23 protein-coding genes and 1 tRNA gene are annotated in these 25,667 nt (G+C 59.5%); 12 read left to right on the forward strand and 12 right to left on the reverse strand.

What is annotated here, in order from left to right:
• Positions 1-132: 132 nt before the first annotated feature.
• The 3 genes from BV911_RS02640 (at position 133) to BV911_RS02650 (ending at position 4,596) form a co-directional block, all read left to right on the forward strand.
• Positions 133-1,017: an NAD(P)-dependent oxidoreductase gene (locus BV911_RS02640; protein ID WP_086052045.1), complete on the forward strand. Its 885-nt coding sequence runs from the start codon at positions 133-135 to the stop codon at positions 1,015-1,017.
• A gap of 91 nt (positions 1,018-1,108) precedes the next feature.
• Entirely contained in the window at positions 1,109-2,701 is a 1,593-nt protein-coding gene (locus tag BV911_RS02645) for an ATP-dependent DNA ligase (protein WP_086052046.1), read from the forward strand.
• Positions 2,702-2,775: 74 nt separating this feature from the next.
• Positions 2,776-4,596, forward strand: coding sequence for a M3 family oligoendopeptidase (locus tag BV911_RS02650; RefSeq protein ID WP_086052047.1), 1,821 nt, complete (start codon positions 2,776-2,778; stop codon positions 4,594-4,596).
• 143 nt (positions 4,597-4,739) lie between these two features.
• On the opposite strand, the gene BV911_RS02655 is transcribed toward BV911_RS02650, so the two are convergent.
• Positions 4,740-4,816: transfer RNA gene (locus BV911_RS02655), tRNA-His, on the reverse strand.
• A 152-nt stretch (positions 4,817-4,968) separates the two neighbouring features.
• Between BV911_RS02655 and BV911_RS02660 the strand changes: the two genes are divergently transcribed.
• Positions 4,969-5,166 (forward strand): DUF6324 family protein, encoded by a 198-nt coding sequence (locus BV911_RS02660; protein ID WP_086052048.1) that lies wholly within the window; start codon positions 4,969-4,971, stop codon positions 5,164-5,166.
• On the opposite strand, the gene BV911_RS02665 is transcribed toward BV911_RS02660, so the two are convergent.
• Entirely contained in the window at positions 5,150-5,623 is a 474-nt protein-coding gene (locus tag BV911_RS02665; protein WP_086052049.1) for an MmcB family DNA repair protein, read from the reverse strand. The two genes, BV911_RS02660 and BV911_RS02665, sit on opposite strands and share 17 nt — an antisense overlap.
• Before the next feature lie 366 nt (positions 5,624-5,989).
• On the opposite strand from BV911_RS02665, the gene BV911_RS02670 reads away from it, so the two are divergent.
• Positions 5,990-6,730, forward strand: coding sequence for a LuxR family transcriptional regulator (locus BV911_RS02670; protein WP_086052050.1), 741 nt, complete (start codon positions 5,990-5,992; stop codon positions 6,728-6,730).
• Positions 6,731-7,121: 391 nt separating this feature from the next.
• Here the strand turns inward: BV911_RS02670 and BV911_RS02675 are convergent, their stop codons facing one another.
• The 5 genes from BV911_RS02675 to BV911_RS02695 form a co-directional block, all read right to left on the reverse strand.
• A complete protein-coding gene (locus BV911_RS02675; protein ID WP_086052051.1) occupies positions 7,122-7,445 on the reverse strand; it encodes a hypothetical protein in 324 nt (107 codons plus the stop codon).
• Positions 7,446-7,576: 131 nt separating this feature from the next.
• The gene (nusB, locus tag BV911_RS02680; RefSeq protein WP_086052052.1) at positions 7,577-8,095 is read right to left on the reverse strand and encodes a transcription antitermination factor NusB; all 519 of its coding nucleotides are present in this window, start codon (positions 8,093-8,095) and stop codon (positions 7,577-7,579) included.
• The gene (locus BV911_RS02685) at positions 8,092-8,634 is read right to left on the reverse strand and encodes a 6,7-dimethyl-8-ribityllumazine synthase (RefSeq protein WP_086052053.1); all 543 of its coding nucleotides are present in this window, start codon (positions 8,632-8,634) and stop codon (positions 8,092-8,094) included. Before BV911_RS02685 ends, nusB begins: the two co-directional genes overlap by 4 nt.
• Before the next feature lie 3 nt (positions 8,635-8,637).
• Positions 8,638-9,747, reverse strand: coding sequence for a 3,4-dihydroxy-2-butanone-4-phosphate synthase (gene ribB / locus BV911_RS02690; protein ID WP_086052054.1), 1,110 nt, complete (start codon positions 9,745-9,747; stop codon positions 8,638-8,640).
• A gap of 69 nt (positions 9,748-9,816) precedes the next feature.
• Positions 9,817-10,425 carry a riboflavin synthase gene (locus BV911_RS02695; protein ID WP_086052055.1) on the reverse strand — a complete coding sequence of 203 codons (609 nt, stop codon included), beginning with the start codon at positions 10,423-10,425 and terminating at the stop codon, positions 9,817-9,819.
• Positions 10,426-10,602: 177 nt separating this feature from the next.
• Here BV911_RS02695 and BV911_RS02700 point away from each other — a divergent pair, with 177 nt between their 5' ends.
• The 6 genes from BV911_RS02700 to ptsP all read left to right on the forward strand — a co-directional run bounded on the left by BV911_RS02700 (position 10,603) and on the right by ptsP (position 17,867).
• Positions 10,603-11,736: a polysaccharide biosynthesis/export family protein gene (locus tag BV911_RS02700; RefSeq protein ID WP_240512120.1), complete on the forward strand. Its 1,134-nt coding sequence runs from the start codon at positions 10,603-10,605 to the stop codon at positions 11,734-11,736.
• A 160-nt stretch (positions 11,737-11,896) separates the two neighbouring features.
• Positions 11,897-13,048: a porin gene (locus BV911_RS02705; RefSeq protein ID WP_086052056.1), complete on the forward strand. Its 1,152-nt coding sequence runs from the start codon at positions 11,897-11,899 to the stop codon at positions 13,046-13,048.
• Positions 13,049-13,335: 287 nt separating this feature from the next.
• The gene (locus BV911_RS02710; protein WP_086052057.1) at positions 13,336-13,731 is read left to right on the forward strand and encodes an NUDIX hydrolase; all 396 of its coding nucleotides are present in this window, start codon (positions 13,336-13,338) and stop codon (positions 13,729-13,731) included.
• A gap of 81 nt (positions 13,732-13,812) precedes the next feature.
• Entirely contained in the window at positions 13,813-14,268 is a 456-nt protein-coding gene (locus tag BV911_RS02715; RefSeq protein WP_086052058.1) for a DUF1178 family protein, read from the forward strand.
• A 107-nt stretch (positions 14,269-14,375) separates the two neighbouring features.
• On the forward strand, positions 14,376-15,614 hold the full coding sequence (locus BV911_RS02720; RefSeq protein ID WP_086052059.1) for an aspartate kinase: 1,239 nt from the start codon (positions 14,376-14,378) through the stop codon (positions 15,612-15,614).
• Between the two features lie 9 nt (positions 15,615-15,623).
• Complete coding sequence (ptsP, locus tag BV911_RS02725; protein WP_086052060.1) at positions 15,624-17,867, forward strand: phosphoenolpyruvate--protein phosphotransferase; 2,244 nt, start codon at positions 15,624-15,626, stop codon at positions 17,865-17,867.
• 4 nt (positions 17,868-17,871) lie between these two features.
• Here ptsP and BV911_RS02730 read toward each other — a convergent pair whose 3' ends face one another.
• From BV911_RS02730 to BV911_RS02750, 5 genes are all read right to left on the reverse strand, one after another.
• A complete protein-coding gene (locus BV911_RS02730; RefSeq protein ID WP_086052061.1) occupies positions 17,872-18,402 on the reverse strand; it encodes a GNAT family N-acetyltransferase in 531 nt (176 codons plus the stop codon).
• A 71-nt stretch (positions 18,403-18,473) separates the two neighbouring features.
• The gene (locus BV911_RS02735; RefSeq protein WP_086052062.1) at positions 18,474-19,049 is read right to left on the reverse strand and encodes a DUF924 family protein; all 576 of its coding nucleotides are present in this window, start codon (positions 19,047-19,049) and stop codon (positions 18,474-18,476) included.
• 88 nt (positions 19,050-19,137) lie between these two features.
• Complete coding sequence (locus tag BV911_RS02740) at positions 19,138-20,403, reverse strand: MFS transporter (protein ID WP_086052063.1); 1,266 nt, start codon at positions 20,401-20,403, stop codon at positions 19,138-19,140.
• A gap of 111 nt (positions 20,404-20,514) precedes the next feature.
• Positions 20,515-21,591, reverse strand: coding sequence for a tRNA preQ1(34) S-adenosylmethionine ribosyltransferase-isomerase QueA (gene queA, locus BV911_RS02745; protein WP_086052064.1), 1,077 nt, complete (start codon positions 21,589-21,591; stop codon positions 20,515-20,517).
• Positions 21,592-21,595: 4 nt separating this feature from the next.
• Positions 21,596-24,931, reverse strand: coding sequence for an AsmA-like C-terminal region-containing protein (locus BV911_RS02750; RefSeq protein WP_086052065.1), 3,336 nt, complete (start codon positions 24,929-24,931; stop codon positions 21,596-21,598).
• 117 nt (positions 24,932-25,048) lie between these two features.
• Between BV911_RS02750 and bcp the strand changes: the two genes are divergently transcribed.
• A complete protein-coding gene (gene bcp / locus BV911_RS02755; protein ID WP_086052066.1) occupies positions 25,049-25,510 on the forward strand; it encodes a thioredoxin-dependent thiol peroxidase in 462 nt (153 codons plus the stop codon).
• The last annotated feature ends 157 nt before the right edge of the window (positions 25,511-25,667 follow it).

Here is a 25,667-nt window from a genome sequence, read left to right on the forward strand (position 1 = left end):
CTTTTGTTTCGTGATGTTGACCGCATGTAACGCAGATTTGCGCCTCGGCTACAACAGGTTGAAATGGTCTTTCAGCCAGTGTGGGATCCTCGTAACATACCTGAAATTCTGCGGGCAGGTTAGGAGAGTTCGATGGCAAAAGTGGCATTTATTGGATTGGGCGTGATGGGCTATCCCATGGCGGGCCATCTCGTGCAGGCGGGCCACACGGTCACCGTATATAACCGCACCGCCACAAAAGCCGCCGCATGGGTGGCCGAACATGGCGGCGCGTCCGCCGAGACGCCCCGACAGGCCGCGCAGGACTGTGATCTGGTGTTCGCATGCGTCGGCAACGATGCGGATCTGCGCTCGGTTGTCCTTGGGGACGACGGCGCACTGGCCGGGATGGGCGACGGCACGATTTTTGTCGATCACACGACAGCCTCAGCCACGGTCGCGCGTGAATTGGCGGCCGTCGCTGCCGAACACGGCATCGGCTTTGTCGATGCGCCGGTATCGGGCGGACAAGCCGGGGCGCAAAATGGCCAGTTGGCGGTGATGTGTGGCGGCTCAGAGGCCGATTTCAACCGGGCTGCGCCGATCATGGACTGCTATGCAAAGGCGACCGAACTGTTTGGCCCGGTGGGCTCTGGCCAACTGACCAAAATGGTCAATCAAGTGTGCATCGCGGGCATCGTTCAGGGCATTTCCGAGGGGCTGTTCTTCGCCACCGAGGCCGGTCTGGACGCCAAGAAAGTCGCCGCACTGGTGGCCCAAGGCGCTGGCGGATCGTGGCAATTGGCCAACCGCGCTGACACCATGGTCGATGGTGCGTTCGAGCACGGCTTTGCCGTGGACTGGATGCGCAAGGATTTGGGGATCGCGCTGGATCAGGCCCGCGAGGTTGGCGTGTCGTTGCCAGTGGCGGCCTTGGTGGATCAATTCTACGGCGATGTCCAAAGCTTGGGCGGCGGTCGTTGGGACACATCCAGCCTGATACAGCGGCTGCGGGCGTTGAAAAAACAGCCGGTCTGACGTGCGGGATCACCAAATCCGTAAGTTGAATAATCGTAATTATGTAAAATATCGACCGAACAGGTTCCCATAACCCAGCAGGATTTCCCCCGTGCAACGGTTTGCGCAGCTCTTTCACGATCTGGATCAGACCAACAGCGTCAACATTAAGGTTGCGGCCCTCGCGCAATATTTCCGCGAGGCCGCGCCCGACGCCGCCTTATGGGCGATCGCGCTGCTATCCGGGCGGCGACCACGGCGCGCGATGACCGCGACCCAATTGCGGATGCTGGCCGCCGAAGCCGCAGGTTTGCCAGACTGGCTGATCGAGGAAACCTATTTCGTCGTTGGCGATCTGGCCGAGACCATTGCGCTGGTGTTGCCGCCACCATCCCAGCAAGACGACCGCAGTCTGCCAGCCTGGATGCAGCTGCTGGCGACGCTGCCGACGTTAGACGATGCCGCCCGGGCGCAGCACATTCGGGATGCATGGGCCAGCTTGCCCGCAGATGCGCGGCTGGTGTTCAACAAACTCATCACTGGCGGCTTCCGGGTTGGCGTCAGTCAAAAGCTGGTGACCCGGGCGCTGGCGGCGGCCACCGGCGTGACCCAATCTGATCTGGCCGTGCGCCTCATGGGCAACTGGACGCCAGACACCACCACGTTCGACCGACTGATCCTGACCGATGATCCTACTGCAAACCTGTCACGGCCATATCCGTTCTATCTGGCATATCAACTGGAAGACCCGCCCGAGACATTGGGCGATCTTGACGAGTGGCAGGTCGAATACAAATGGGACGGCATTCGCGCCCAATTGATCCGCCGCGCTGGCCAGCACCATGTCTGGAGTCGCGGCGAAGATCTGATGACCGACCGCTTTCCCGAACTGGCCAGTGCCCTGAATACCATTCCCGACGGCACCGTGCTCGATGGTGAGCTTCTGGCGTGGAAAGGGTCAGCACCCCTGCCCTTTGCCGATCTGCAAAAGCGCCTTGGCCGCAAAACCGTGCCGCGCAAGCTGCTCACCGAGGCGCCGGTGATCCTGCGCTGCTACGATCTGCTGGAATGGCAAGGTCGCGATCTGCGGTCAGCCCCGCTCAGCCAGCGACGCGCGCTGTTGGAGGTCGCGTTATCAGAGCTTCAGTTTGACGCAAATATTGATATATCACCGCTAGTTACAGCACGACGTTGGAGTGATTTATCCGCGCTGCTCAATGACGCCCGTAGTCAGCGCGCCGAAGGCTTGATGCTCAAACGCCGGGCCTCACCTTATCGCGCGGGCCGCAAAAAAGGCGATTGGTGGAAGTGGAAAGTTGATCCCTTGGTCATCGATGGCGTGATGCTTTATGCGCAGGCCGGACATGGACGCCGCGCCAATCTTTTTACCGATTACACCTTCGCCGTCTGGGATGGACCGTCCTTGGTTCCGTTCACCAAGGCCTATTCCGGTCTGACCGATGCCGAATTTCGCAGCCTGACCGCATGGGTGCGCAAAAACACCCTTGAACGCTTTGGCCCCGTACGCCGGGTCGAGCCGCAGCAAGTGTTCGAAATCGCCTTTGAGGGCATCCAGAACAGCCCCCGTCATAAATCCGGCATCGCGCTGCGATTTCCGCGCATGGCGCGGTGGCGACAGGACAAACCCGCGTCCGAAGCCAACACATTGGCCGATCTTCAGGCGCTTCTCGCCGCATATGGCTGAAGATCAAGGCATTGCCGCTTGAACCTACGGTGCGGCACTGCCTATCTTCCATGGACACATCACAAGAGGTGACCATGACTAAGCCGATCATTCCCGCCCGCGACGCGCCCTCTGACACCGGGGCCAGTGCTCTGGGCAGCTTGCCGGAATGGGACCTCAGCGATCTCTATCCCGCACAGGACGCCCCCAGCTTGATCGCGGATCTGGACTGGCTAGAGCAAGCCTGCACTGATTTCGCAGCCGATTACGAAGGCAAGCTCGACACGCTCGACGCTGCCGGTCTGTTGGCCTGCGTGCAGCGCGACGAGAACATCAGCACCATTGGCGGCCGGATCATGTCGTTTGCCGGACTGCAATATTATCAGAACACGCTGGATCCCGACCGCGCCAAGTTCATGGCCGACATGCAGGACCGGATCACCGACATGACCAGTCAGTTGGTATTCTATTCGCTGGAACTGAACCGGCTCGACGACACGAAATTGGCCGCCATGCTGGCCGAGAACCCGGAACTGGGCCGCTATAAACCGATCTTCGACCGGCTGCGCGCCATGAAACCGCACCAGCTGTCCGACGAGTTGGAAAAGTTCCTGCACGATCAGTCTATGGTGGGCGCCGCCGCATGGAACCGTCTGTTCGACGAAACCATTGCCGGGCTCAGCTTCACCGTCAACGGCGAAGAGATGGGCATTGAGGCGACACTGAATCTGTTGACCGAACAGGACCGCAGCACCCGCGAGGCGGCGTCGCGCGAACTGGCCCGGGTGTTTGGCGACAACGTCAAACTGTTCGCCCGCGTCCACAACACGCTGGCCAAGGAAAAGGAAATCGAAGACCGCTGGCGCAAGATGCCCAGCCCGCAATTCGGTCGCCACCTGTCCAATCAGGTCGAACCCGAGGTGGTCGAGGCCCTGCGCAACGCCGTCGTTGCCGCCTACCCCAAGCTGTCGCACCGCTATTACGAGCTGAAGCGCAAATGGCTCGGCCTTGATGTGATGCAGGTCTGGGACCGCAATGCGCCGCTGCCGATGGAAGACACTCGCATCGTCGATTGGCCCCGCGCCGAGACGATGGTGATGGATGCCTACCGTGATTTCGACCCGCGCATGGCCGAGCTTGCCAAACCGTTCTTCACCAAGGGCTGGATCGACGCAGGGGTGAAACCCGGCAAGGCCCCCGGTGCCTTTGCCCATCCCACCGTCACCACGGTGCACCCCTATGTCATGCTGAACTACTTGGGCAAACCGCGCGATGTGATGACCCTCGCCCATGAGCTGGGCCATGGCGTGCACCAAATTCTGGCGGCCGAGCAAGGCGAGCTGCTGTCGTCAACCCCGCTGACCTTGGCCGAAACCGCCAGTGTGTTCGGCGAGATGCTGACCTTCCGCAAGCTGCTTGAAGGCGCCAAGACCCCTGAACAGCGCAAGACCCTGCTGGCCAGCAAGGTTGAGGACATGATCAATACCGTGGTGCGCCAGATCGCGTTCTATGATTTCGAATGCAAACTGCACGCCGCTCGGGCCGAGGGCGAACTGACCCCCGATGCCATCAACGCCCTCTGGATGAGCGTCCAGGGCGAAAGCCTAGGGCCGGCATTTGAGTTCATGGACGGCTATGACACGTTCTGGGCCTATATCCCGCATTTCGTGCACTCGCCGTTCTACGTCTATGCCTATGCCTTCGGGGATGGCTTGGTGAACGCGCTCTATGCGGTGTACCAAGATGGCACGCCCGGCTTTGAGGACAAGTATTTCGAGATGCTGAAGGCTGGCGGCTCCATGCATCATTCCGAACTGCTGGCGCCCTTCGGCCTCGACGCCGCCGATCCGGCGTTCTGGGATAAGGGGCTGAGCATGATTTCAGACATGATCGACGAACTGGAAGCGATGGAGTAATCCATCGCGCCATCACAATCGGCCTTCGGCGGTTCAAAGATGGATCGCCGACTGCGCCCTGCCCGACCGGATACGCCGGGTCGAACTGCGCAACGCTGACAACACCGGTTCGGCTTGGCGATGTCTGGAAACTAATAGGGGGATGGTACCGCCTCCCCGGCTTGAACGGGGGACCTCTGGATCCACAATCCAGCGCTCTAACCAACTGAGCTAAGGCGGCACGTTGGGGCGGTTTAGCTTCGCAATTTACTGAATGCAAGTGGCTCTGGGCCAAGTTTTTCGCTTTTTCTGAAATCTCTTCTCTTGCGGCCTATCCTTGGCTCTTGCCTGCTGCCACATCAGAAGCTACCCCGACTGAAAAAGGAGATGACCATGGGCATCAACAGCGAAAGTGACCTCAGCGCCAACATGCAGATCGGCCCGACTGATCAGGGGATGGTCCGCATTTTCATCGAAGCCGACGGCGGCGTCGAGGTGCCGATGGATTTTGAACCGGACGAGGCGCTTGAGATCGCTGAGGAACTGCGCGCCGCTGCCGAACAGGCCAGCGCCCTCAAGAAAAAGCGCTAAATCCCGGGTCGCGCAGGGCCTGCAACCGCTGCAGCCCCTGCCGCGCCACTTGCAGGGTCAGGGCCTTGCGCCGCGCCCCGGCCAGCCGTGTTTCTGGCCCCATGCGCAGCAATTCCGCGTCGTAGCCATCAGCAATGATCAGACCGGTGCCCTCGGGCAGCAGGTCCACCGGAAACCGGTCATCCACCGCCCAGAAATACCGGTCGCAATAGCCAAGGTAATCAGTCCATTTCGCATCAGTGATAAAATCGGCGCGGCTGGATTTGCATTCCACCACCCAAATCTCGCCCTTTGGCCCCAAAGCCATCACATCGACGCGGCGGCCTGTGGCCAAGGTGAATTCTTCGATACAGGTGAAATTATGGCTGCGCAGATGCCGACATGTGCCGCGTGCCAGAACCTGCCCTGATGTCAGGGTCCGAAGGGCGATCTCAGGCAGTGCTGCGGTGTCCGGCATAAATAGAATATGAACAAATAGCGAACATTGGTCAAGCCGCTTTGCGCCCCGCCGCCGGGGCGAAAGGCGAAGGTGCCCGTTCAAGAACGGACACCTTCTATACAAATTAAACGTGCTGAAAAATCTTTGGTAAAATTCGTCAAGGGAGCGACGAATGATACGCTCACCAAAGGCGGGCTAGAGCAAACCGCGATCTAAAAACATGACCGCGCTTCTAAATGTCTGCTTTTGCGTTAGTACAAACAATTCACCATACTCCCTCATCCAGAACAAGCTATCGAATGAGATAGGTGCGATCCGTTTCTTGAGGTTATCCCGTTAGAAGGATACGCTGATTAATGGGTAAAGGTTTATTTGGAAAATGTTATGAGCCAAAGTTTTGAAACCATTTTACTCGACATCACCGACACGCTGTCGTCGACTTCAGGTATTGAGGACAGTTGGGCGGCAATTGTCAGAGCATCGGAAAAAATTGGCGCGGTGGCGTTAAATGCCGGGGCCTTTACCCGTGACACGCGCGAGATGATCTGGGCGCGGAGTACGATGGAAGACGCTTGGATCAAAGAATATGACGCCAATCGCTTTCATGAAATCGATCCGATGCTGTTTGCCATCAGACGCGGCGATATCCCGGAATTATCACTTGCGGGGCTTCCCGTGCCCGGCATGGCACCCGATCCGCGGTTTCCGCTGCTGCGGCAGCGCCTGCTGTCCTATGGCTACGCATGGCTGTGGGCGCATCAATGGCGCAAACCGGCTTATGACAATGTGGTGGTCATGGCGATGCAGGATGACCCCCAAGAGATGTTTGGCCCCAACACCGCCGATCTGATCCGAACCGTCTCGGCACTGATGGCCGCACGGCTATCGCCGCCGACCGAGGTTGACGCTCTCTACGGCGGCATGACCGAATACCGGTCCTTGACCGTCCGGGAAAAGGACGTGATGCATTGTCTGGCCCAAGGCATGAACAACAGCCGCATAGCCGAGACGCTGGGCGTTGCAGAAATCACCGTTCGCATGCATCTGCGCAACGTCCGACAGAAGATGGGCGCCACCACACGGGAACATGCCTTGGCGCTGGCCTTGCTGCGCGGCGCCTTCTAGGGCTGCCCCCACTGTCTGATCTGAACTTTATTTGCGCGCCAGTGTCGATCGCCGCTTGTTGTGCCGGGCAATGATGCCTAACTAAGGCCTCGGCGGGTTCTGCTCTTCGCGTGCTGTGGCTTAATTCCGGTGGCCTTAAGCAATTCCGAGGGAGCTGGCTCTGTTATGACCCTGGTTATGATACCTGGTGCCCACCTGTAAACACAGGTCCTCGGGAATTTCACGCCTCCACGGTTGCTGCGGGCCCGCCACTTTTCCCTTCCCTCTATGATCGCGTTTACCCCGGCCCGAGGCCGATGGCGGCGTCGCCGTGCCCATCGGCCCGAGGCATGGTTCGACGAAAGTCCGATAAAAGTCCGACAGAAATCCGAAGCTTAAAATTCGTTTAATTTCAGTGTGTCATGCGGTGATTTCGGGGCGTCACCTTTACAGGAATAGCCATCGGATCCGAATGTGCCACCGGCGTTCTGGGCCGACGTCCGCCTCCGCCTTCCGGCCGGGATGCCCGTGGCAACGCCAGCGCGAATTGCACTCCTGCAAACACGATCCCGTTGAAAAACCACAACATAAACACTGCCAGCCACCCAATCGGCGACGACCCGATCAGATGCGCCAGATTGCCGACATTGCTGAGCACCAACAGCGCCACGAACCCTGCCGAAAGGGCAAATCCGATACAGACCTGCGTGATATACAGTCGAACGAGCTTAGGCATGGGCTATCCTTTGGTGTTGACCCCAAAATCATACCCCAACCGCACCTGTCTTTCCAGCGCCACCCAAATGGCGACGTCAGAACCCCCCCTAACCTACTAAAACACTTGCAAAAATCTTTGCAGCGGGTCGATCAGAATCCGTCGGGGCTGGCCTCATGCGCCATATGATCCAGCACGGCGTTGACGAATTTCGCTTCTTTTCCGTCAGGAAAAAACGCGTCCGACACCGCCATATATTCCGTGATCACAACCCGCGGCGGCGTATTTTCGCGAACCAACTCCGCCCCGGCGGCGCGGAACAGCGCCCGCAGCGTCGGATCGATCCGCGCGATTGGCCATTTGGCAACCAGCGCCCGATGGGTGATCTGGTCAATCTGGGCCTGCCAGTTGACGGCACCATCAATCAGCGACCGAAAGAATTCCTTATCCGCTTCCACCATCTCGTGGTCGTCAAAGCGTTCGCCGAAGCGGTGGTCGGAAAATTCCTGCACCACGGTTTCCGCGGTTTGTTGCGTTGTTTCCATCTGGAACAAGGCCTGCACCGCAAAAAAGCGCGCCGCCGATTTCAGCTTGCGTTTTTGGTTGCCTGACAGCGGTAGGGGCTGGTCATCGTCAGGGTTTGAATCAGAGTTTGTAGGTGTGTCAGTCATGCCGTTGCTGGCCCCTCGATGTCACCGGCAAGCGTCAACCCGCCGGGGCGAAAGCCAACGCTTTTGCCTTTGTTGAGAAAACGCCGGGTCAGCGCGATCAGATGCAGGGCCGCGGCGGCTGCCCCGCCCCCTTTGTTCTGGCCAAGGACATCGGCCCGAACCTCCGCCTGCGCGACTGTCTCGACCGTTAGGATGCCGTTGCCAATACAGGCGCCATCCAGCCCCAAAAGGGTCAGCGCCCGCGAACTGTCATTGCAGACGGTGTCGTAATGGGTGGTCTCACCGCGGATGACGCAGCCCAAGGCGACGTAGCCGTCGAAGTCGTTGCTGCGCTGTGCGATCCGAATGGCGGTCGGAATTTCCAATGCACCCGGTACTTCGATCACTTCGTATTTCGCCCCAACTGCATCCAGTTCGGCTTTCGCACCGGCAATCAGATTCTGCGCAATCTCGTGGTAATAGGGCGCCACAACGATGGCGACCCGTACCGGTTCTGCGAACTCTGGCCGAGCGAGGGTATGGTGGCTTTGTCCGGCCATGGGTTACTCCGTAGGAATGGGGCGGGTGTCGACGATCGAAAGCCCATAGGCCTCCAGTCCGACGACTTTTGGTTTGACCGAATTGGTCAATAAAATCAGGTCCGACAGCCCGAGCGAGCTGAGGATCTGCGCTCCAAGGCCATATTGCCGCAAAGTCACGGGCGATCCGGCATCTTCGGGATGAAGTTTCATGGTGGTGTCGCGCAGCAAAACCAACGCGCCACGCCCCTCGGCGGCAATCAATTCCATGGAGCGGCTGAATTCAGAGGCGCGTCCCGCTTCCCCCAAGCCAATCACATCCAGCATGGGGTCAAGCGCGTGCATCCGCACCAGAACCGGCGCATCGCCTTTCAAATCACCTTTAATCAGGGCGATATGTTCGTCCCCATGGGCGGTGTCCGAATAAATCCGCATGGTCCATTCGCCCCCAAATTCAGACTGAACCTGTCGTTCAGCCGAGACGCGGACAAGATTATCGTGGCGGCGGCGATAGGCGATCAGGTCGCTGATCGTGCCAATCTTCAGATTATGCTTCTGCGCAAACGCCACAAGGTCGGGCAAACGGGCCATATGGCCGTCTTCGTTCATGATTTCGCAGATGACGCCCGCCGGGATCAGCCCCGCGAGGCGCGCAACATCGACGGCGGCTTCGGTATGGCCGGCGCGAACCAAAACGCCACCTTCCCGTGCGCGCAACGGAAAGATATGCCCCGGCGTCGCAATATCACTGCCAGTTTTGGATGGATCAATCGCCACCGCAACCGAGCGCGCCCGGTCATGGGCCGAAATCCCAGTCGTCACGCCTTCGCGTGCTTCGATTGACACTGTAAACGCCGTTTCATGACGCGAGGAATTGTCCGATGCCATCAGCGGCAGGCCAAGCGCGTCGATCCGTTCTCCGGTCAAGGTCAGGCAGATCAGCCCGCGACCATGGGTGGCCATGAAATTGATCGAGTCCGGGGTCGCCATCTGCGCCGGAATAACCAGATCGCCTTCATTCTCGCGGTCTTCATGATCCACAAGAATGAACATCCGGCCATTGCGCGCGTCTTCCACGATCTCTTCGACAGAAGAAATCGCGTCAGTGTAATCGGTCTTTTCGTACTCGGTCATTGCATCCACCTTGTCAGAACCCGTCTGTTATCCCGACCGATGACAATTTGCCAGCGCCTGATTGCGGCCTCACCGAACCGCCCAATCGTTCAATCGTGCGACATAGCGCGCCAAAGTGTCGATCTCGAGGTTGATCCGGTCGCCGATCGCGACCTGCCCCCAAGTCGTCACTTGTTTGGTATGCGGGATGAAATTAATGCCAAAGCTAGGGCCGTCGACATCGTTGACCGTCAGCGAGGTGCCGTTCAGGGCGACCGATCCCTTCGGCGCAATAAACCGGGCCAGCGCGTCCGGCGCCCGAAGGATCACCCGAGTGCTGTCCCCGTCCGCTTCGATTGCGGTCACTTCGGCCACGCCATCGACATGGCCCGAGACGATGTGACCTCCCAATTCATCTCCGACCTTCAAGGGGCGTTCTAGGTTGATTTTCTTGCTGGAAATCCAGCTTCCTAGATTGGTCTTCGAAATGGTTTCGGCTGAAATCTCGACGTCGAACCAAGACCCCGCATCGGCATCCTGACCTTTGGCAATAACCGTCAAGCAGGCCCCGTCGCAGGCGATAGATGCGCCAAGATCGATGCCGTCAGCGTCATATCTGGTGCCAATCCGCGCCTTCAAATCGCCGCGTTGTTCAAGCGCACGTATCGTGCCGATATCGGTGACTATCCCGGTGAACATGTCTGGTTCCCCTCCTGCGCGGTGTCGATGCGCGGACCTAGCGCCTTGCCGGGCGCCGGGTCAAGCCAGACACAGTTGCCGCAGGGGATTTCTCTGGGGTCTGGCCTATCTGGCATGGCGCTGAATAATGTGTCAGAAGGCATGGACATCCGAAAGAGATGGAAAAGGGGCAGACAGTTGATCGGATCACGAGAATGGCACAAGAAATTGGCCGTCGTCATCACCATTCTCAGTCTTGCAGGCTGTTCCGGCGCCATCCCTCGGCCCGGCCCGACAAAGGGCGAATTGTATGAAACCTCCGTTCTGAAAGGCGGGGACGCATATATCGTCAGCGTCAATCAAGGGGTTGCCAAAGCTGCGGAATACACGCCGCCTCTGGGCTTTCCCAGCAGTTTCAAAAGTGCGTCGATGATTGAGGCTGATGTGATTCAGCCGGGCGACACACTGTCCTTGGCGATCTGGGAGAACGTGCAGGAAGGCCTGTTGTCGGTTGCTGGGGTCCCTGCCCCGCTTGATGCGATTCAGGTTGATGGTGATGGCATGATTTTCGTGCCCTATGCGGGACGGATTTCCGCCGCCGGAAAAACCCCGGACAATTTGCGGGCCGAACTGAGCCAACTTCTGGGGGCGCAAACGCCCGATCCACAGATCACCGTCATGCGCCGCGCGGGCGATGGCAATACGGTCTCCATTTCCGGCAAGGTCACGGCGCAAGGCGTCTATCCGATCGAACGCCCGACCCGACGCCTGTCGTCGATGCTGTCACGGGCGGGCGGGGTGACCATTGAACCCGAGATCGCGCAAGTCACGGTTCTGCGCGGCCGCACCAGCGGCAAGGTATGGTTCAATTCGCTCTATGCAGATCCAGAAAACGACATTGCCTTGCGCACCGGGGACCGGATCCTCGTTGAGGCAGATGAGCGGTATTATACGGCAATGGGGGCCGCCGGACGCCAAAGCCGCGTCCGCTTTGAAAGTCAGGAACTATCGGCAATGGAGGCCTTGGCACAGGTTGGCGGTCTGTCCAGCGTATCAGCGGATCCGACCGGGATTTTCCTGTTGCGCGAGGAACCGCAAGAGATCGCACGCAAGGTGTTGGGACAACCTGACCTCACCGGCACGCAAAAAATCGCCTATATTTTTGACCTGACCAAGGGCGAGGGTCTGTTTGTCGCCCGGAATTTCACGGTGCGCGACGAAGACACCATCTTCATCACCGAGGCGCCGGTCAGCCAGTTCAACAAGGCGATCTCTGCTGTGTTCGGGTCGCTAACGACGGTCGCATCGATCAATACGCTCGCCAGTCAGTAACACGGCGGAAGGATCCTGCCTTACGGCAGCGGATACAAGGGATGTTGTGTTCATGGCGCAACATCCCGCATTTTCCCCCATTAAAATGTGACGATCTGCAATTGAAAGTCTAAACGGAATTTATCGAATACGATCAAATTCCGAATAAGGACCTTCGTAGATGCCCCTTTCGCGACAAAAAGCCTGTCAATTCGTCGTCGCTCATGGCGCGGGCATTGCGATCCTGTCCATGGTCACCGTTGCAGCCCATGCAGAATCGCCGCTGTCCTATACTTTCGCAAATGGCGGGTCCGTGACGGCTTATGGCCAGATCAACCCGTCCTATTTGGGTTATGACGACGGCGAAAAAAGCCAAGGCTATGCGCCGGTTGGCAACGCCAACAGCACCCCGCGGTTCGGTGCCGTCTATGAATCCTCGCTCGACACCGGCTGGGACATCATGGGGATCGCGGAAGCCGGGTACATGCCGCGCGCCTCCAACGCGATCAGTCAGTTGGACAGCGACGGAACCGATTGGGGGTTTTCCCGGTCCAATCTGCGGAAGTTGGAAGTCTCGTTCGGCAATGAAACCTACGGGAACTTTTCGTTCGGCCAGGGCTCCATGGCATCTGACGGTATCGCCGAGATCGACGTCTCGGGCACCGACGTTATCGGCTATTCCCACGTTTCAGATATTGCTGGTGACTTTTTCTATCGACAAAATAACGGGACGCTGTCGGACATCACGGTTCAAAGCACCTCGACCAACCTAGATGGTAGCCGCCGTTTGCGTGTGCGCTATGACACTCCGACCTTTTCGGGAATTACCGTGTCCGGTGCCTATGGCAACGATTGGGTCGGCGAAAACCCGGACGATTTGTATGGCGACCTTGCGGCGCGCTACATGTCAGATGCGGGCGGCTTTCAGACCCAAGCAGGCGTCGGCTACAATTGGACGATGCCCGACGGCGGGGACAATTTCGAATTCTGGTCAGGCTCACTCTCGACCCTGCACAAGGCGACAGGGCTGAACTTCACCGTTGCTGGCGGGTCAGAAATCGACAGTGACGGCGATTATATCTACACGAAACTGGGCTGGAAGGCTGATTTCTGGGACATCGGCAGCACCAACTTTGCGGTGGACTATTACGATGGACAGAACTTCGCCGAGAATGACAGTGACAGCATTACCTATTCGGTCATGGCCGTTCAAAACATTCAGGAATATGCCGTGGACGTCTACGCAATCTACCGCGTGTTCACCTATGATGACACTGCGGCCAACTACCAAGACGGTCAAGCGGTTATGGCTGGCGTCCGCTGGCAGTTCTAAGCCGGGACGCGGCATTCATCCGCACCTTGAAGGCGGACCGGAAATCGAAGAATAACGCAAACCGGCGTTAGGGCACTGACATTCTGGGGTCCGTTCCGGTGGCATTAAGGCTGGCAACAGCAACCCGCTACGGCCATGGTCCGGCGGGCACGTCGGGCGCAACGCACCTATAATCGGGTGGTGAGTCAACGAAGAGGATATCAGTTCTGGACGGAAGTCGAAAATTCAAGGCGTCGGTTTCACCGCAGACATCCCGCCTTGTAGATACCAAAGAGCAATGTGGTGCGATGTGTTTTCGGGTTAAGGCCGGCAAAACCCAGATCTTGCTAGTAACCAGCCGCGAAACTAAGCGGTGGGTGATCCCGAAAGGGTGGCTGATTCCGGGCAAAACCGCGGCCGATTCCGCCGTGATCGAGGCCTTTGAAGAGGCCGGGGTGCAGGGCCGACTGTTTTCCAAATCAGTGGGCGGCTACACTTATTCCAAGTCCGTGCATCGCGCCAAAAGCTTGACCTGTCTTGTTCGGGTCTACCCGTTAGAGGTGAAAACGCTGTTGGCCAAGTTCCCCGAACGCCATCAGCGCAAACGCAAGTGGTTTGCCGCCAAGCGCGCCGCCGCGATGGTCAAAGCCCCCGGATTGGCGAAGCTCATCCTTCGATTTGACCCGCAGGGCCTGAACGATTGATGGATGCCTCAGTGTTCGCGATTGACTATTCCCTGAAAAAGCCAATTTAAGACCCAGTTGGTAGAGTAAAGTGAGGCCGAGATGATCTGCTTTGCGCTGAAATGTGCAGATGGGCATGCGTTTGAAAGCTGGTTCAAATCTGGGCCGGCCTTTGACAGTCTGGCAAAAAGCGGCCTGTTGGAATGTCCGGCCTGTGGTTCGGCCTCGGTGACCAAGGCGGTGATGGCACCGCGCGTCGCAAAGGCCGAGCAATCGGCAGGTGCCCGCCCGGCGGGCCACGACACCGTGCAGACCTCGGCGTTGAAACCCCCAAAAACCGAACTGGAACAGACAATCGCCCGCATCCGAAAGGCGGTTGAGGCCAATTCCGACTATGTGGGCGACAAATTTGCCAGCGAAGCTCGTGACATCCATGCCGGCCATGCCCCCGAGCGACCGATCCACGGCGAGGCCAATCTGGACGATGCCCGAAAATTGATCGACGACGGCATTCCCGTGCTGCCCTTGCCATTTCGAAATCCCAACAAGCTGAGCTGACGATCTGGCCGTTGGACAGCCTGCCGCGCAGGCGTCCTCTTGCAGTGCCCCTGCCCCTTGCTTATGAGAACGCTCAACGGCTCTGACCATTGGAGGGAACGGCGCCCATGCCAATTTTGGTGATGAAATTCGGCGGCACTTCGGTGGCCGATCCGGACCGCATTCGCAACGCGGCCAAGAAGGTGCACGCCGAAGTGGCGCGCGGCTATGACGTCATCGTGATCGTGTCGGCCATGTCGGGAAAAACCAACGAGTTGGTGTCCTGGGTCAACGAGACGTCGCCAATGTTTGACGCACGCGAATATGATGCCGTGGTCAGCTCGGGTGAAAACGTCACCGCAGGATTGATGGCGCTGACCCTGCAGGAAATGGATGTCCCGGCCCGAAGCTGGCAGGGATGGCAGGTTCCGCTGCAAACGACCTCGGCCCATTCGACCGCCCGGATCACCGGTATTCCGCGCAAGAATATTGACCAGAAATTCGCTGAAGGCATGAAGGTTGCGGTGGTTGCTGGCTTTCAGGGGATCAGCCCGGAAGGCCGCGTGACGACATTGGGACGGGGCGGCTCGGATACCACTGCGGTGGCGTTTGCTGCGGCCTTCGACGCGGAACGCTGCGATATTTATACCGATGTGGACGGAATTTATACCACCGACCCGCGCATCACCAACAAAGCCCGCAAACTGGACCGCATTTCGTTCGAAGAGATGCTTGAACTGGCCTCGCTGGGGGCGAAGGTCTTGCAGACCCGCTCTGTCGAACTGGCGATGCAATACAAGGTGCGCCTGCGAGTGCTATCATCTTTTGAAGAGACCAATTCAACTTCAGGCACGCTTGTCTGCGACGAGGAGGAGCTGATGGAAAATAATGTGATCTCAGGCGTGGCCTATTCCCGCGACGAGGCCAAGATGACGCTAGTCTCGGTCGAAGACCGGCCCGGCATTGCCGCTGCGATCTTTGGGCCGCTGGCCGAAGCTGGCGTCAATGTCGATATGATCGTCCAGAACATTTCCGACGATGGCGTGACCGACATGACGTTTTCCTGTCCGGTGGATCAGGTAAAACGCGCAGATCAGGCTTTGGCAGATGCCCGCAGCAAGGGCGACATCCTGTTCGAAGAACTTCTGGCCGATACCGGCGTTGCTAAAGTGTCCGTAGTGGGAATCGGGATGCGCAGTCATGCTGGCGTCGCAGCCAAGATGTTCCGGGCGTTGCGCGATGAAAATATCAACATCAAGATCATCACGACGTCCGAAATCAAGATTTCGGTGCTGATTGATCGGAAATATATGGAACTTGCAGTCCAAGCCCTGCATGATGCCTTCGAGTTGGAGAAAGCCTCCTGATCGAGAGACATGGCACCTAGTACCGAAAGCGAAAGCCGGAAACTGCTCAATCGGCTTCGCGATGCGATGGCCGATGGCGGTGCTGGTCAGGAACGTCTGGATCGGATCACCCATCTGATCGCAGATTCCATGGGCACCGAAGTCTGTTCGATTTATCTGTTTCGGGACAACGAAACCCTAGAGTTGTGCGCGACCGAAGGCTTGAATGCCGAGGCCGTTCACAAGACCCGCATGCGGCTTGGCGAAGGTCTGGTTGGCCGCGTCGCCCGCAACAGCCGGGCGATCAACACCGCGAATGCCCCGCAGGAACCGGGGTTTCGGTTTATGCCCGAAACCGGCGAGGAAATATTCTCAAGCTTTCTAGGCGTGCCGATCCAGCGCCTAGGTCAGCGCATGGGGGTGTTGGTCGTCCAGTCCAAGGCAGCGCGCAGCTTTTCCGAGGATGAGATTTACGCGTTGGAAGTCGTGGCTATGGTGCTGGCCGAAATGACCGAACTCGGGGCGATCATCGGGGATTCTGATGTGCTGACCCCGCTCCACCGGCGGTCACAAACCTTTCGGGGGGGGATCGGACAAGAAGGCAACGCCGAGGGCCGGGTGTTCCTGCACGATCCGCGCGTCGTGGTGACCAACCCGATCGGAGACGATCCCGACGCCGAAATGGCCCGCCTTCGCGATGCGATCAAACAGTTGCGCAAGTCTGTCGACCAGATGCTTGCTGGCGAAGACGACGACGACAGCGACCATCTTCAGGTGCTGGAAACGTATCGGATGTTCGCCAATTCCAAAGGCTGGATGCGCCGGATGGAGGCCGACATCGCCCGTGGCCTGTCAGCCGAAGCCGCCGTCGAGAAAGAACAATCCGAAGCCCAAGCCCGCCTGCGCAGCGTGCCCGACGCCTATATCCGTGACCGGCTCGAAGACCTGAACGACCTGTCCAACCGCCTGTTGCGGATCCTGACCGGTCAAGGCAGCGAAACCGGCGCCGAACGTCCACTGGACGCGATTCTGATTGCCCGCAATATCGGTCCCGGTGAGTTGCTGGAATACGGCCGCTCCCTCAAAGGAATTGTGCTGGAGCAAGGCTCCGTCGGCTCCCATGCTGCGATCATTGCTCGCGCTTGGGCCATTCCGTTGATCATTCACGCCGAAGGCATCACCACCGAAGCTTTGAACGGCGATCAAATATTGCTCGATGGCGATGAGGGGGTGGTTCATCTGCGCCCCAGCGACTCGGTCACAACCGCCTTTCGCGATAAGCTGGCGATGCAAGCCAAGGCGCAAGAGCGGTACACCTGCATTCGGGATTTGCCCGCCGAAACCCTGTGCGGCACAACGATCCGGCTGGATATGAATGCCGGCTTGATGGCGGATTTGCCCAGTCTGATCGGATCGGGGGCTGCGGGGGTCGGTCTGTTTCGGACCGAGTTGCAGTTTTTGATCCGCAGCAAGGTGCCGCGCCGGGGCGATCTGGCCCGTCTTTATGCGCGCGTGATGGATGCCGCACAGGACCGCAGGGTGGTGTTTCGGACGCTGGATATCGGCTCGGACAAGGTTCTGCCGTATATGAAACGCCCGGACGAGCCCAATCCCGCCTTGGGGTGGCGGGCCATCCGAGTTGGCTTGGACAAGAAGGGCATCATGCGGATGCAACTTCAGGCGCTGATCCGCGCCGCGAACGGCCGCCCCCTGACCGTCATGTTCCCCTTCGTGGCACAATTCGAAGAATTCAGCCAAGCCCGGCAGATGTTGCTGGATGAAATGGAACGCGAAAAGCATCTCGGCCACGCCTTGCCGGCGAAGCTTGAAATCGGGGCAATGCTGGAGACCCCGTCTTTGGCCTTTGCCCCGCGCCAGTTTTTCGAACTGACCGATTTCATTTCCATCGGCGGCAACGATCTGAAACAGTTTTTCTTCGCCGCCGACCGCGAAAACGAACAGGTTCGACGGCGCTACGACACCCTCAATGTCAGCTTCCTCAGCTTGATTGAAATGATCGTAAAGCGCTGTGACGAGGTCGGAACGCCGCTGTCGTTCTGTGGCGAAGATGCCGGACGGCCCATCGAAGCCCTGTGTTTCGCCGCGATGGGACTGCGATCTTTGTCGATGCGCCCGGCATCGGTCGGCCCGGTCAAGCATCTGTTGCGCAAATCGGATCTGACTCAAGTGCGGGAGGTGATTGAAACCGCCCGCGAAGAAGGCCAACAGACGGTACGCAAAGCGGTGCTGGAATGGCTGAAGGCGCAGTCCTGACCGCTCAGCCCACCTGCGAATTGCACGGGGCGGCATAGGGCTGGGGTGGATCAATCGCCCGGGTCACATCGCCCTGTACCCCGTCCCACGCGCCGGGCACAAGCGCTTGGCCCAGCACCCGGTCCGGATTGGTCGGCGGCGGCATCTCCACCCCGGCCAGCGGCATAAAGCCAAATCTTGAATAATAGGGCGGATCGCCGACCAACAAGATCCGGCTCCAGCCCAGATCGGTGGCCAAGCGCAGGCTTTCGCGGATCAAAAGGCCGCCAAGTCCCTCGCCTTGCCGGGTTGGGTGAACCGCGACAGGCCCAAGCAACAATGCCAAATCATGACCGATCCGAACCGGCCAATAGCGGATTGCGCCCGCCAAGATGCCGGCCTGATCGCGTGCGACCAGGGAAAGTTCAGGCACAGGTGCGACCCCATCCCGAAGCCGGTACGACGACAGCGCCTCGCGCCCGGGGGCAAAGCACAGGTCATAAAGGGCCTCGACTTCCCAGAAGTCGTCCTGTGATTCACTCGAAAACCGATCCAACCGTCGCCGCCCCCAAACTTAGCACCGGATGCGGGGGCAAACGGCCTGCCCCTATGTGCTGCGGGCGTGTCCTATGCGGCTTTGCGCAAAGAGTCCACGACTGTACGATACCCGCCATCGTCTAGAAACGCGACTTCAGCGGCTGTCGACTTGCGACCGAGATCGATATTGCGATGCGGGAACCGCCCGAACCGCCGGATCACTTCCCGATGGGCCCGGGCATGGATCAGCAGACCCTCTGTATTGGACATCCGCGCCTTATAAAGGCGCACCGACCGCTCCTGATCTTCAAGGCACTCGGAATGCATCAGCGGCGTGTACAAGAACTGCCGCGCCGGTTCGGCAATCCGCAGATCCCAGCCGCGGGCGATGGCCTTCTTGGCTTTGGCGCGGGCCTCAGGATCGGTTGCAAACGACTTTGCCGAGCCACGGAACATGTTGCGTGGAAATTGGTCCAACAGGATCAAAAGCGCCAAGACGCTGTCGGGCGTCGGCGTCCAGCCCGTGGGCACCCCGCCATGAACCGAGGTCCACAACGGTTCAAACCGCTCGCGAATGATTGCATCTACGGCATCGTCTGCACGATACCAGCCCTCTGGTCCGATCTCGTCGATCCAGAACGTCAGTAGGTCATTGGGGTCAGGCATCGGTCCTCCCTTACCTGTTTCGGTCAGCGTTACATCGTCCCCAGACCCACAGTCGCAGACTGATCTGGATCCGACAAGCGTCTGAAATTTAACTCTGCTCTGGTGTTGCCCCGCTACCAGCCTCGGGGCCTTCCTGATAATAGTCCTGTGCCACCTCAAGCGTCACACGCGATGCGGTTGGCGGGATCGCAGCATAGTTGCCGGTACTTTCGACGCTGAGCGATGGCCGCTTGGTGGACCGGTACAGACCATAACCCGCCAAGACCGCCAGAACTGCGGCAGAGAAGGCAAAAAAGCCCGATGGACCAAAGGCCTCCAGCAGCCATCCGGTCGCCAACGGGCCGCCGATCGACCCCATCCCGGTGATGAACATCAAGCGACCCGACGCGGCCGACATGTCCTCAGGGTCGAGGTAGTCATTGGTATGCGCCAACAACAAAGAATAGAGCGGGCTGGACATGCCACCGATCAAAAAGGCGGCCAGCAGCAGAACGGGAAAAGAGCCTGCCAATATCCCGATACCGGCGCCGAGAGCACCGATTGCCGCTGCGGTAACAATCAGCTGGCGGCGCTCCATTCGGTCCGACAAAAAGCCGAACGGATATTGCAGCACCATGCCCCCGATATAAATCATCGCCACGAACAACGAAATCTCGCCAACATCGAACCCGGCTTGGGTCCCATAGACCGCCGCCATGCCGAACATCGACGAATAGACCCCACCGACCAGAAAAATGCCGACGCATCCCAGCGGCGAGATCTGGAACAGATGTGCAAAGCTCATGGATTTCGACGTGCCGAAAATCGGCGTCGGGGCCACGGACAGCAGGATTGGTGCGAAGGCGATCGACACCAGCACCGATGGAATGACGAACAGCACAAAGCCGGACGGATCAGCCGTCAATAGCAGCCCTTGGGCAAGAACGATGCCGGTGCTTTGCACGATCATATAAAGCGACAGTGCTTTGCCACGGTGTTCGTTACTGGCGGCGTTGTTCAACCAGCTTTCTGCGGTGACATAGACGCCAGAAAAGCAAAACCCGATCAGGAACCGCAGCACCACCCACGCCCACGGATTTGCGGCGACCGGGAACAGGATCAGGATGGCCGAGATGAACGAGGCCAGCGCGGCAAACACCCGGACATGACCCACCCGGGCAATCAGGTCCGGTGCAAAGCGCGAGCCGCCAAGGAATCCGGCGAAATAGGCCGACATTACCAACGACATTTCGAAGGTCGAAAAGGCCTCGATGGCGCCGCGGATGCCCAGAAGACTGGCTTGTACGCCATTGCCGACCATCAACAACAGCACGCCCAAAAGCAGCGCCCAAGAGCGGGACAAGGTATCGAGCATGGCAAAGTTCCAGAATCGCGGCGAGGGTCGCGGGCTCCCTACGCCGTTCGATCCGGTCTGAAAACGTCAAATTCGGCTATTTGCCTAAAATTTCACCGCTTTGTGAAAATGTCACAGGGCCGCGGTTGGTGGGTCCTTCGGAAACAGGATCGAGGCGTCTCCGTAGGAAAAAAACCGGTACTGCCGCTCTAGGGCATGGGCATAGATTTGCCGCACCCGATCCGTGCCCATCAGCGCGCTGACCAGCATCATCAGTGTTGATTTTGGCAAGTGAAAGTTGGTCATCAGGGCATCGCTGGCCCGAAAGGAAAACCCGGGATAAATGAAGATATCTGTCGGCCCGGACCACGGGGCCACCTGCCCGGTCTCGCGCGCAGCGGTTTCAATCAGGCGCAACGCCGTGGTCCCGACCGGAATGATCCGCCCACCAGCAGCCCGGGTTGCTGCGATCTCGGCTGCGGCCTGCGCGCTGACCTCGCCCCATTCCGAATGCATCTTGTGATTTCGGGGATCCTCGACCTTGACCGGCAAGAAGGTGCCAGCGCCCACATGCAACGTGACGTGGCTGAAGGTGACGCCGCGACGGGCCAATGCATCAAGCAAGTCCTGATCAAAATGCAGCGATGCGGTCGGCGCGGCCACGGCCCCGATATGGCGGGCAAACACGGTTTGATAATCGTCTTTATCCTGCGCATCGGCTGCACGTTTAGACGCGATATAAGGCGGCAACGGCATGGATCCCGTCGCATCCAGCAATTCGGTCAGCGCGTCACCTTCGGCAGACAGGGCCAAGTGCACCAACCCGCCGTCGCCCCGTCCGACGATTTTGGCCGAGAATTGATCATTAAAGACAATGTCTTCGCCATCGCGGATCTTACGCAACGGTTTGACCAGCGCCTGCCATGTGCCATCGCCCTGCGGATCAAGCAGGGTCACTTCGATCCGGGCCACCCCGGTGCCGTCCGCGCCAATCCGGTGGCGGGTTCCGCTCAACCGCGCGGGCAGAACCTTGGTGTCATTCAGAACCAGCCGATCTCCCGGGCGCAGCACTTCGGGCAGATCAAACACATGGCGATCCTCGATCCCTGTGTCCGTGGCCACCAATAAGCGCGCGGAACTGCGCGGTTTGACGGGCCGGGTCGCGATCAATGCGTCCGGCAGATCGAAGTCGAAGTCATCCAAAGTCATGCCGTCAGTTCCCGCTTTCCGTTGCGCTACTTGAGATCGGCCTGCGGAAAATCTCGCGCAGGAACCCGGGCGTTAACATTGACAGCGGGTTGACCGCAACTTTGGGTTTCGCCATCGGCCCACGAAGAGTGTAGCTGACGCCTAGAAGCCCCTCGCCGCGGCGGGTCATAAACGACCCAAGCTGGTTCAGGAAATAGATCGGCGACACCACCCCTTGCAGATCCACGGTCTTTCCCACCAGATCAACGGCGCCATCCATCGACAGTCCCAATGACGGCCCCTCCGCGCTGGCCGATTGGATTTTGATGCGCCCGGGTGCCATATCGAAGTTTGACCTCACATCGGAAAAGGTGATGCCTTCCCCCGACATTTGCTCAATGGCGCCGACAACGCTGATCGCAGACAACAGCTCGGTGATGGTGGGCGATTCCCGCAGCGACGTGTGCTGAACCCGCAACGTGCCGTGATACATCCCCGCGCCCGGTTGCGGGTCCAAACGCAGATTTAAAGTGCCGCCTCTGGCATTGGCAAAGATACCCGCAGCTGCGAAAACTGCACCGGCATCGGCCGAGGTGATCTGGATCGCCCCGCCGGTTGCCGCCCCATCCACCCGCACGGCAACCTGTGCCTTGCCATTGACCGCGGCGGTCAGATCACCGGCCCCACCAGCCGTCAACGCCCCGCGAACCCCGGTCAGTGCGATATCGTCACTAATGACCAGCCGATCCAGATCAAGCGTCACCGGCGGCCGCGCACCGGCCGCGCCCTTCGACTTTCCGAACGGCGCATAACGTAGGTCAACGGTGCCTGAGGTCAGGACCACCGGCCCCGCTGAACCGCCAGTACCGGCCCCAACCCGTCCCGGCGCATCCAACCAGCGGCCGATCTGAAGGCGTTGAAAGCTTAGCGCCCCACCGCCCCCTGCCGTCCCGCCCTGGTCCTGCCCCGGCAGTTCCGCCGAGGCGGCCAACGTCAGGCCCGGCGTCCGCAGATCGATCTTGGAAAGGGAGGTCCGCGCTCCAAGCTGTCCTTCGACCCGCAAACTGCCACCCGATGTCCGCGAGGTTGCAATGCCCAATGACGGGATCGACAGGGCATTTCCGGTCAGATCGCCGGTCAACTCCAGCATCGGGCGCGTGTTTGGTTGGCTGGTGATGACAGCCGTAATCCGCCCCGCACCGGACACGGCACCTTGCGGCAACGGCACCCGGAATTCCTTGACCAGAGCCGCCGTCAACGGAGTCTTGACCGTGACCACCGATCCGGGTTGATCCGCCGCCGCAGGCCCGATTGCGCGGGCAAAATCAATGCTCAACGGAAGGTCGTTGAGGGTCACCGGCCCGGTCACCTGCACCCGTGTGGACGTGGCATCGATGGCAAGGACACCCGCCACCAAATCTTTGCCCGGAACAATCGTATCGTTAGTGAATCCGACAAGAGTTCCGGTGGCCGCGACGCCGATATCCTCGCCCTTGGTTCCGCGCTCTAGCGGGACGCGCAAGCGTGTGGTTAGCGCGATCGTGCCGGTGGCATCAGCGGGCGAAAATTGCCCGGTCGAGGTCTGTGGCGGCGCGCTTGGGTCGGCGAAAGTCGCGCCGCTGAGAAACCCCAGAACCGTGGCGCTTTCCCCCACCGCATCAAAGGAAATCTGCGCCTCTGTGTCCGGCACTCGAAGGTCTTCTATTTGCATCAATCCGTTGGTCAATTGGATGTCGCCGCCCTCGTCTGGGCCAAGGTTGGCGCTGTCCACCGCGATACTGAGCCGGTTATTGGTGATCTCTCCAAATCCCTGCCCGTTGCGCAGCGGTGGCATCCGGGTGACGGGCTGAACCTCGGCGTCCTTGAAGCGGAAGGTCGCCCCCACGGTCGGATTACCGCTGTCGCGCGACCGCAACGCCACGTGCACATCGGTCAGCGTGCCGCGATGGATATTCTTGGTCAGCCAGCCGCGGGTGCCGGGCTTCAGCGCCGGCGGCCACAAGGCAAGCAGCGCCGCGCGGTCTGCCTCTTGCACCGACAGATCAAGGGCATAGTGCTGCGGCGCCGTTGCAGTCTCCGGTGCAAGGCGCCCCATTGCCTCGATCCGCATGTCGCCCTGCAACAGCGACAAGGAACCCAGCGAAACCCGGCTGGAGGATCGGTCATATTGCGCATCGGCCCAAAGCCCGTCAAATCGCACTGGGTCTGGAAAAAGCGCAGGCTCGTGCAACTCTAGCCGCGACAGCGCTACTTGTGCCAAGATCGGCCCGGACACCGGATCGTCGGGCGATGCAATCAATGTCAGATCGCCGCCAAAGGCAATCTTTTGACTGGCCAGATCGAGGTCGGTCAGATCAAGCCGGTCACGCGCCATATTCAGCGCAACATTGCCGCGCATCCAATCCACCGGCATCGGCTCAGCCATGCCCGGCAGGGCAATGGTCCCCTCGCCCACAGATACGGAGCCAGTCAATTCGTCCAAATTTCCGCCCGCTGTCATGGCTGCCCGAAGCGTCAGAGACACCGGGGCTGCAAGGCGCGATAGCAGATCACTTAATGGTGACGGCCCGGCCAGCCCCGCCACTGAGGCAGGGACGATGCCGCGCATTGCCATCTCGGCGCGCGCCGCCCCGTCTGGCGCGTCACTGGTCAACGCCGCTGAAATCCGGCCGATGGTGGTCCCGTCTGACAGGCCCGCGATCTCGCCCATATCCAGATCAACCGTCAGTTCCGTCCCGGACCGGCTGAGCCGCAAGGTGCCGCCGGTGGTCGAGACCGCAGTCTTGCGCCGCACGTCTTCGAAGCGAAAAGCCAAGTCATCGACGCCGATGGTGGCAATACGCGCCATTGGCTCGTGGTCCAGCATCCGGCGCATTTGGCCGATCAAGTCAGACGCGGACACGGCCCCCCGTGCGACCGTCCGCTCCCCAAGGCGCACATTCAGACGGCCTTCGGCATCGCTTTGAACCGTCAGCGCCAGCCCCTCCAGCCGCAACGCCCGAATCATGGGCTCGCCCCGGATCAGCCTGCCCGCCGAGAGCACCGCATCCAATCGGTCCAGCGCGACCGTCGGCTCCGTCCCGGGTTCGCCAAGCGTCACCCCAGACAAGGTCACCGCCGGTCGGAATCCGTCCCGCAAGCCGATACTAAGTTCCGCAATCTGGGCGGTCATGCCGGTGGGCAGCAGCATTTGGTCAAGGCGCGTTTCAAACTGTGTAATCACCACGCGCGGCATCCCCAACGGCGCTCGATCCAGCCAAAAGACACCGGCACCGACCAGACCAAACCCGGCCACCAAAAGCCAGGCAGTCCACTGGAAAAGTCGCGCGCCACGGCCACGATATTTGGAAGGTCGATCCATGAGCTGACCCTATGCGCATCCCCAGCTGCCGACCAGTGCGGCCAGTGCGGCCAGTGCTGGACATTGGCCCAATCGCGCGAGACACAAGACTGCGACCCACCCATGAGGAGACAGCGCATGATCGACATCGGCCAGACCGCCCCGGACTTCACCCTACCGCAGGATGAGGGCGACGACATCACCTTGTCCGCTCTCCGACCCAAGCCGGTGGTTTTGTATTTTTACCCTCGGGACGACACCAGTGGATGCACAACAGAGGCCAAGGATTTTTCTGCATTGAGCGATAAATTTGCCGCCGCCGGTGCCGTTGTACTTGGCGTGTCGAAAGACAGCGTCGCAAAACATGGCAAGTTTCGCGCGAAGCACGACTTGCAGGTCAAACTTTTGTCGGACGAACAGACAGAGATCTGCGAAGCCTATGGGGTCTGGGCCGAGAAGAAGATGTATGGAAAAACCTTCGACGGCATTGTGCGCACAACTGTCCTGATCGATGCCGTCGGCACCATCCGTCAGGTTTGGCGCAAAGTGAAAGTTCCGGGTCACGCTGAAGCAGTGCTAAAAGCGGTTCAGGCCCTGTAACCGCGCCGTCCGCGTCTCAAGTATCCGGATGCCATTTTCGGCGGAATTTCGCCGATTTTTCGCCACTTTTACCCACGTTTTCCCCCTGCCCCGTCACATTCTTGCCTCGGGTTCGGTCCCGCGTTACTGATGTCGGAGGGATCAAATCCTTCCAAAG

It is taken from the genome of Pseudoruegeria sp. SK021, from assembly GCF_002119405.1.
Classification (GTDB): domain Bacteria; phylum Pseudomonadota; class Alphaproteobacteria; order Rhodobacterales; family Rhodobacteraceae; genus Meridianimarinicoccus.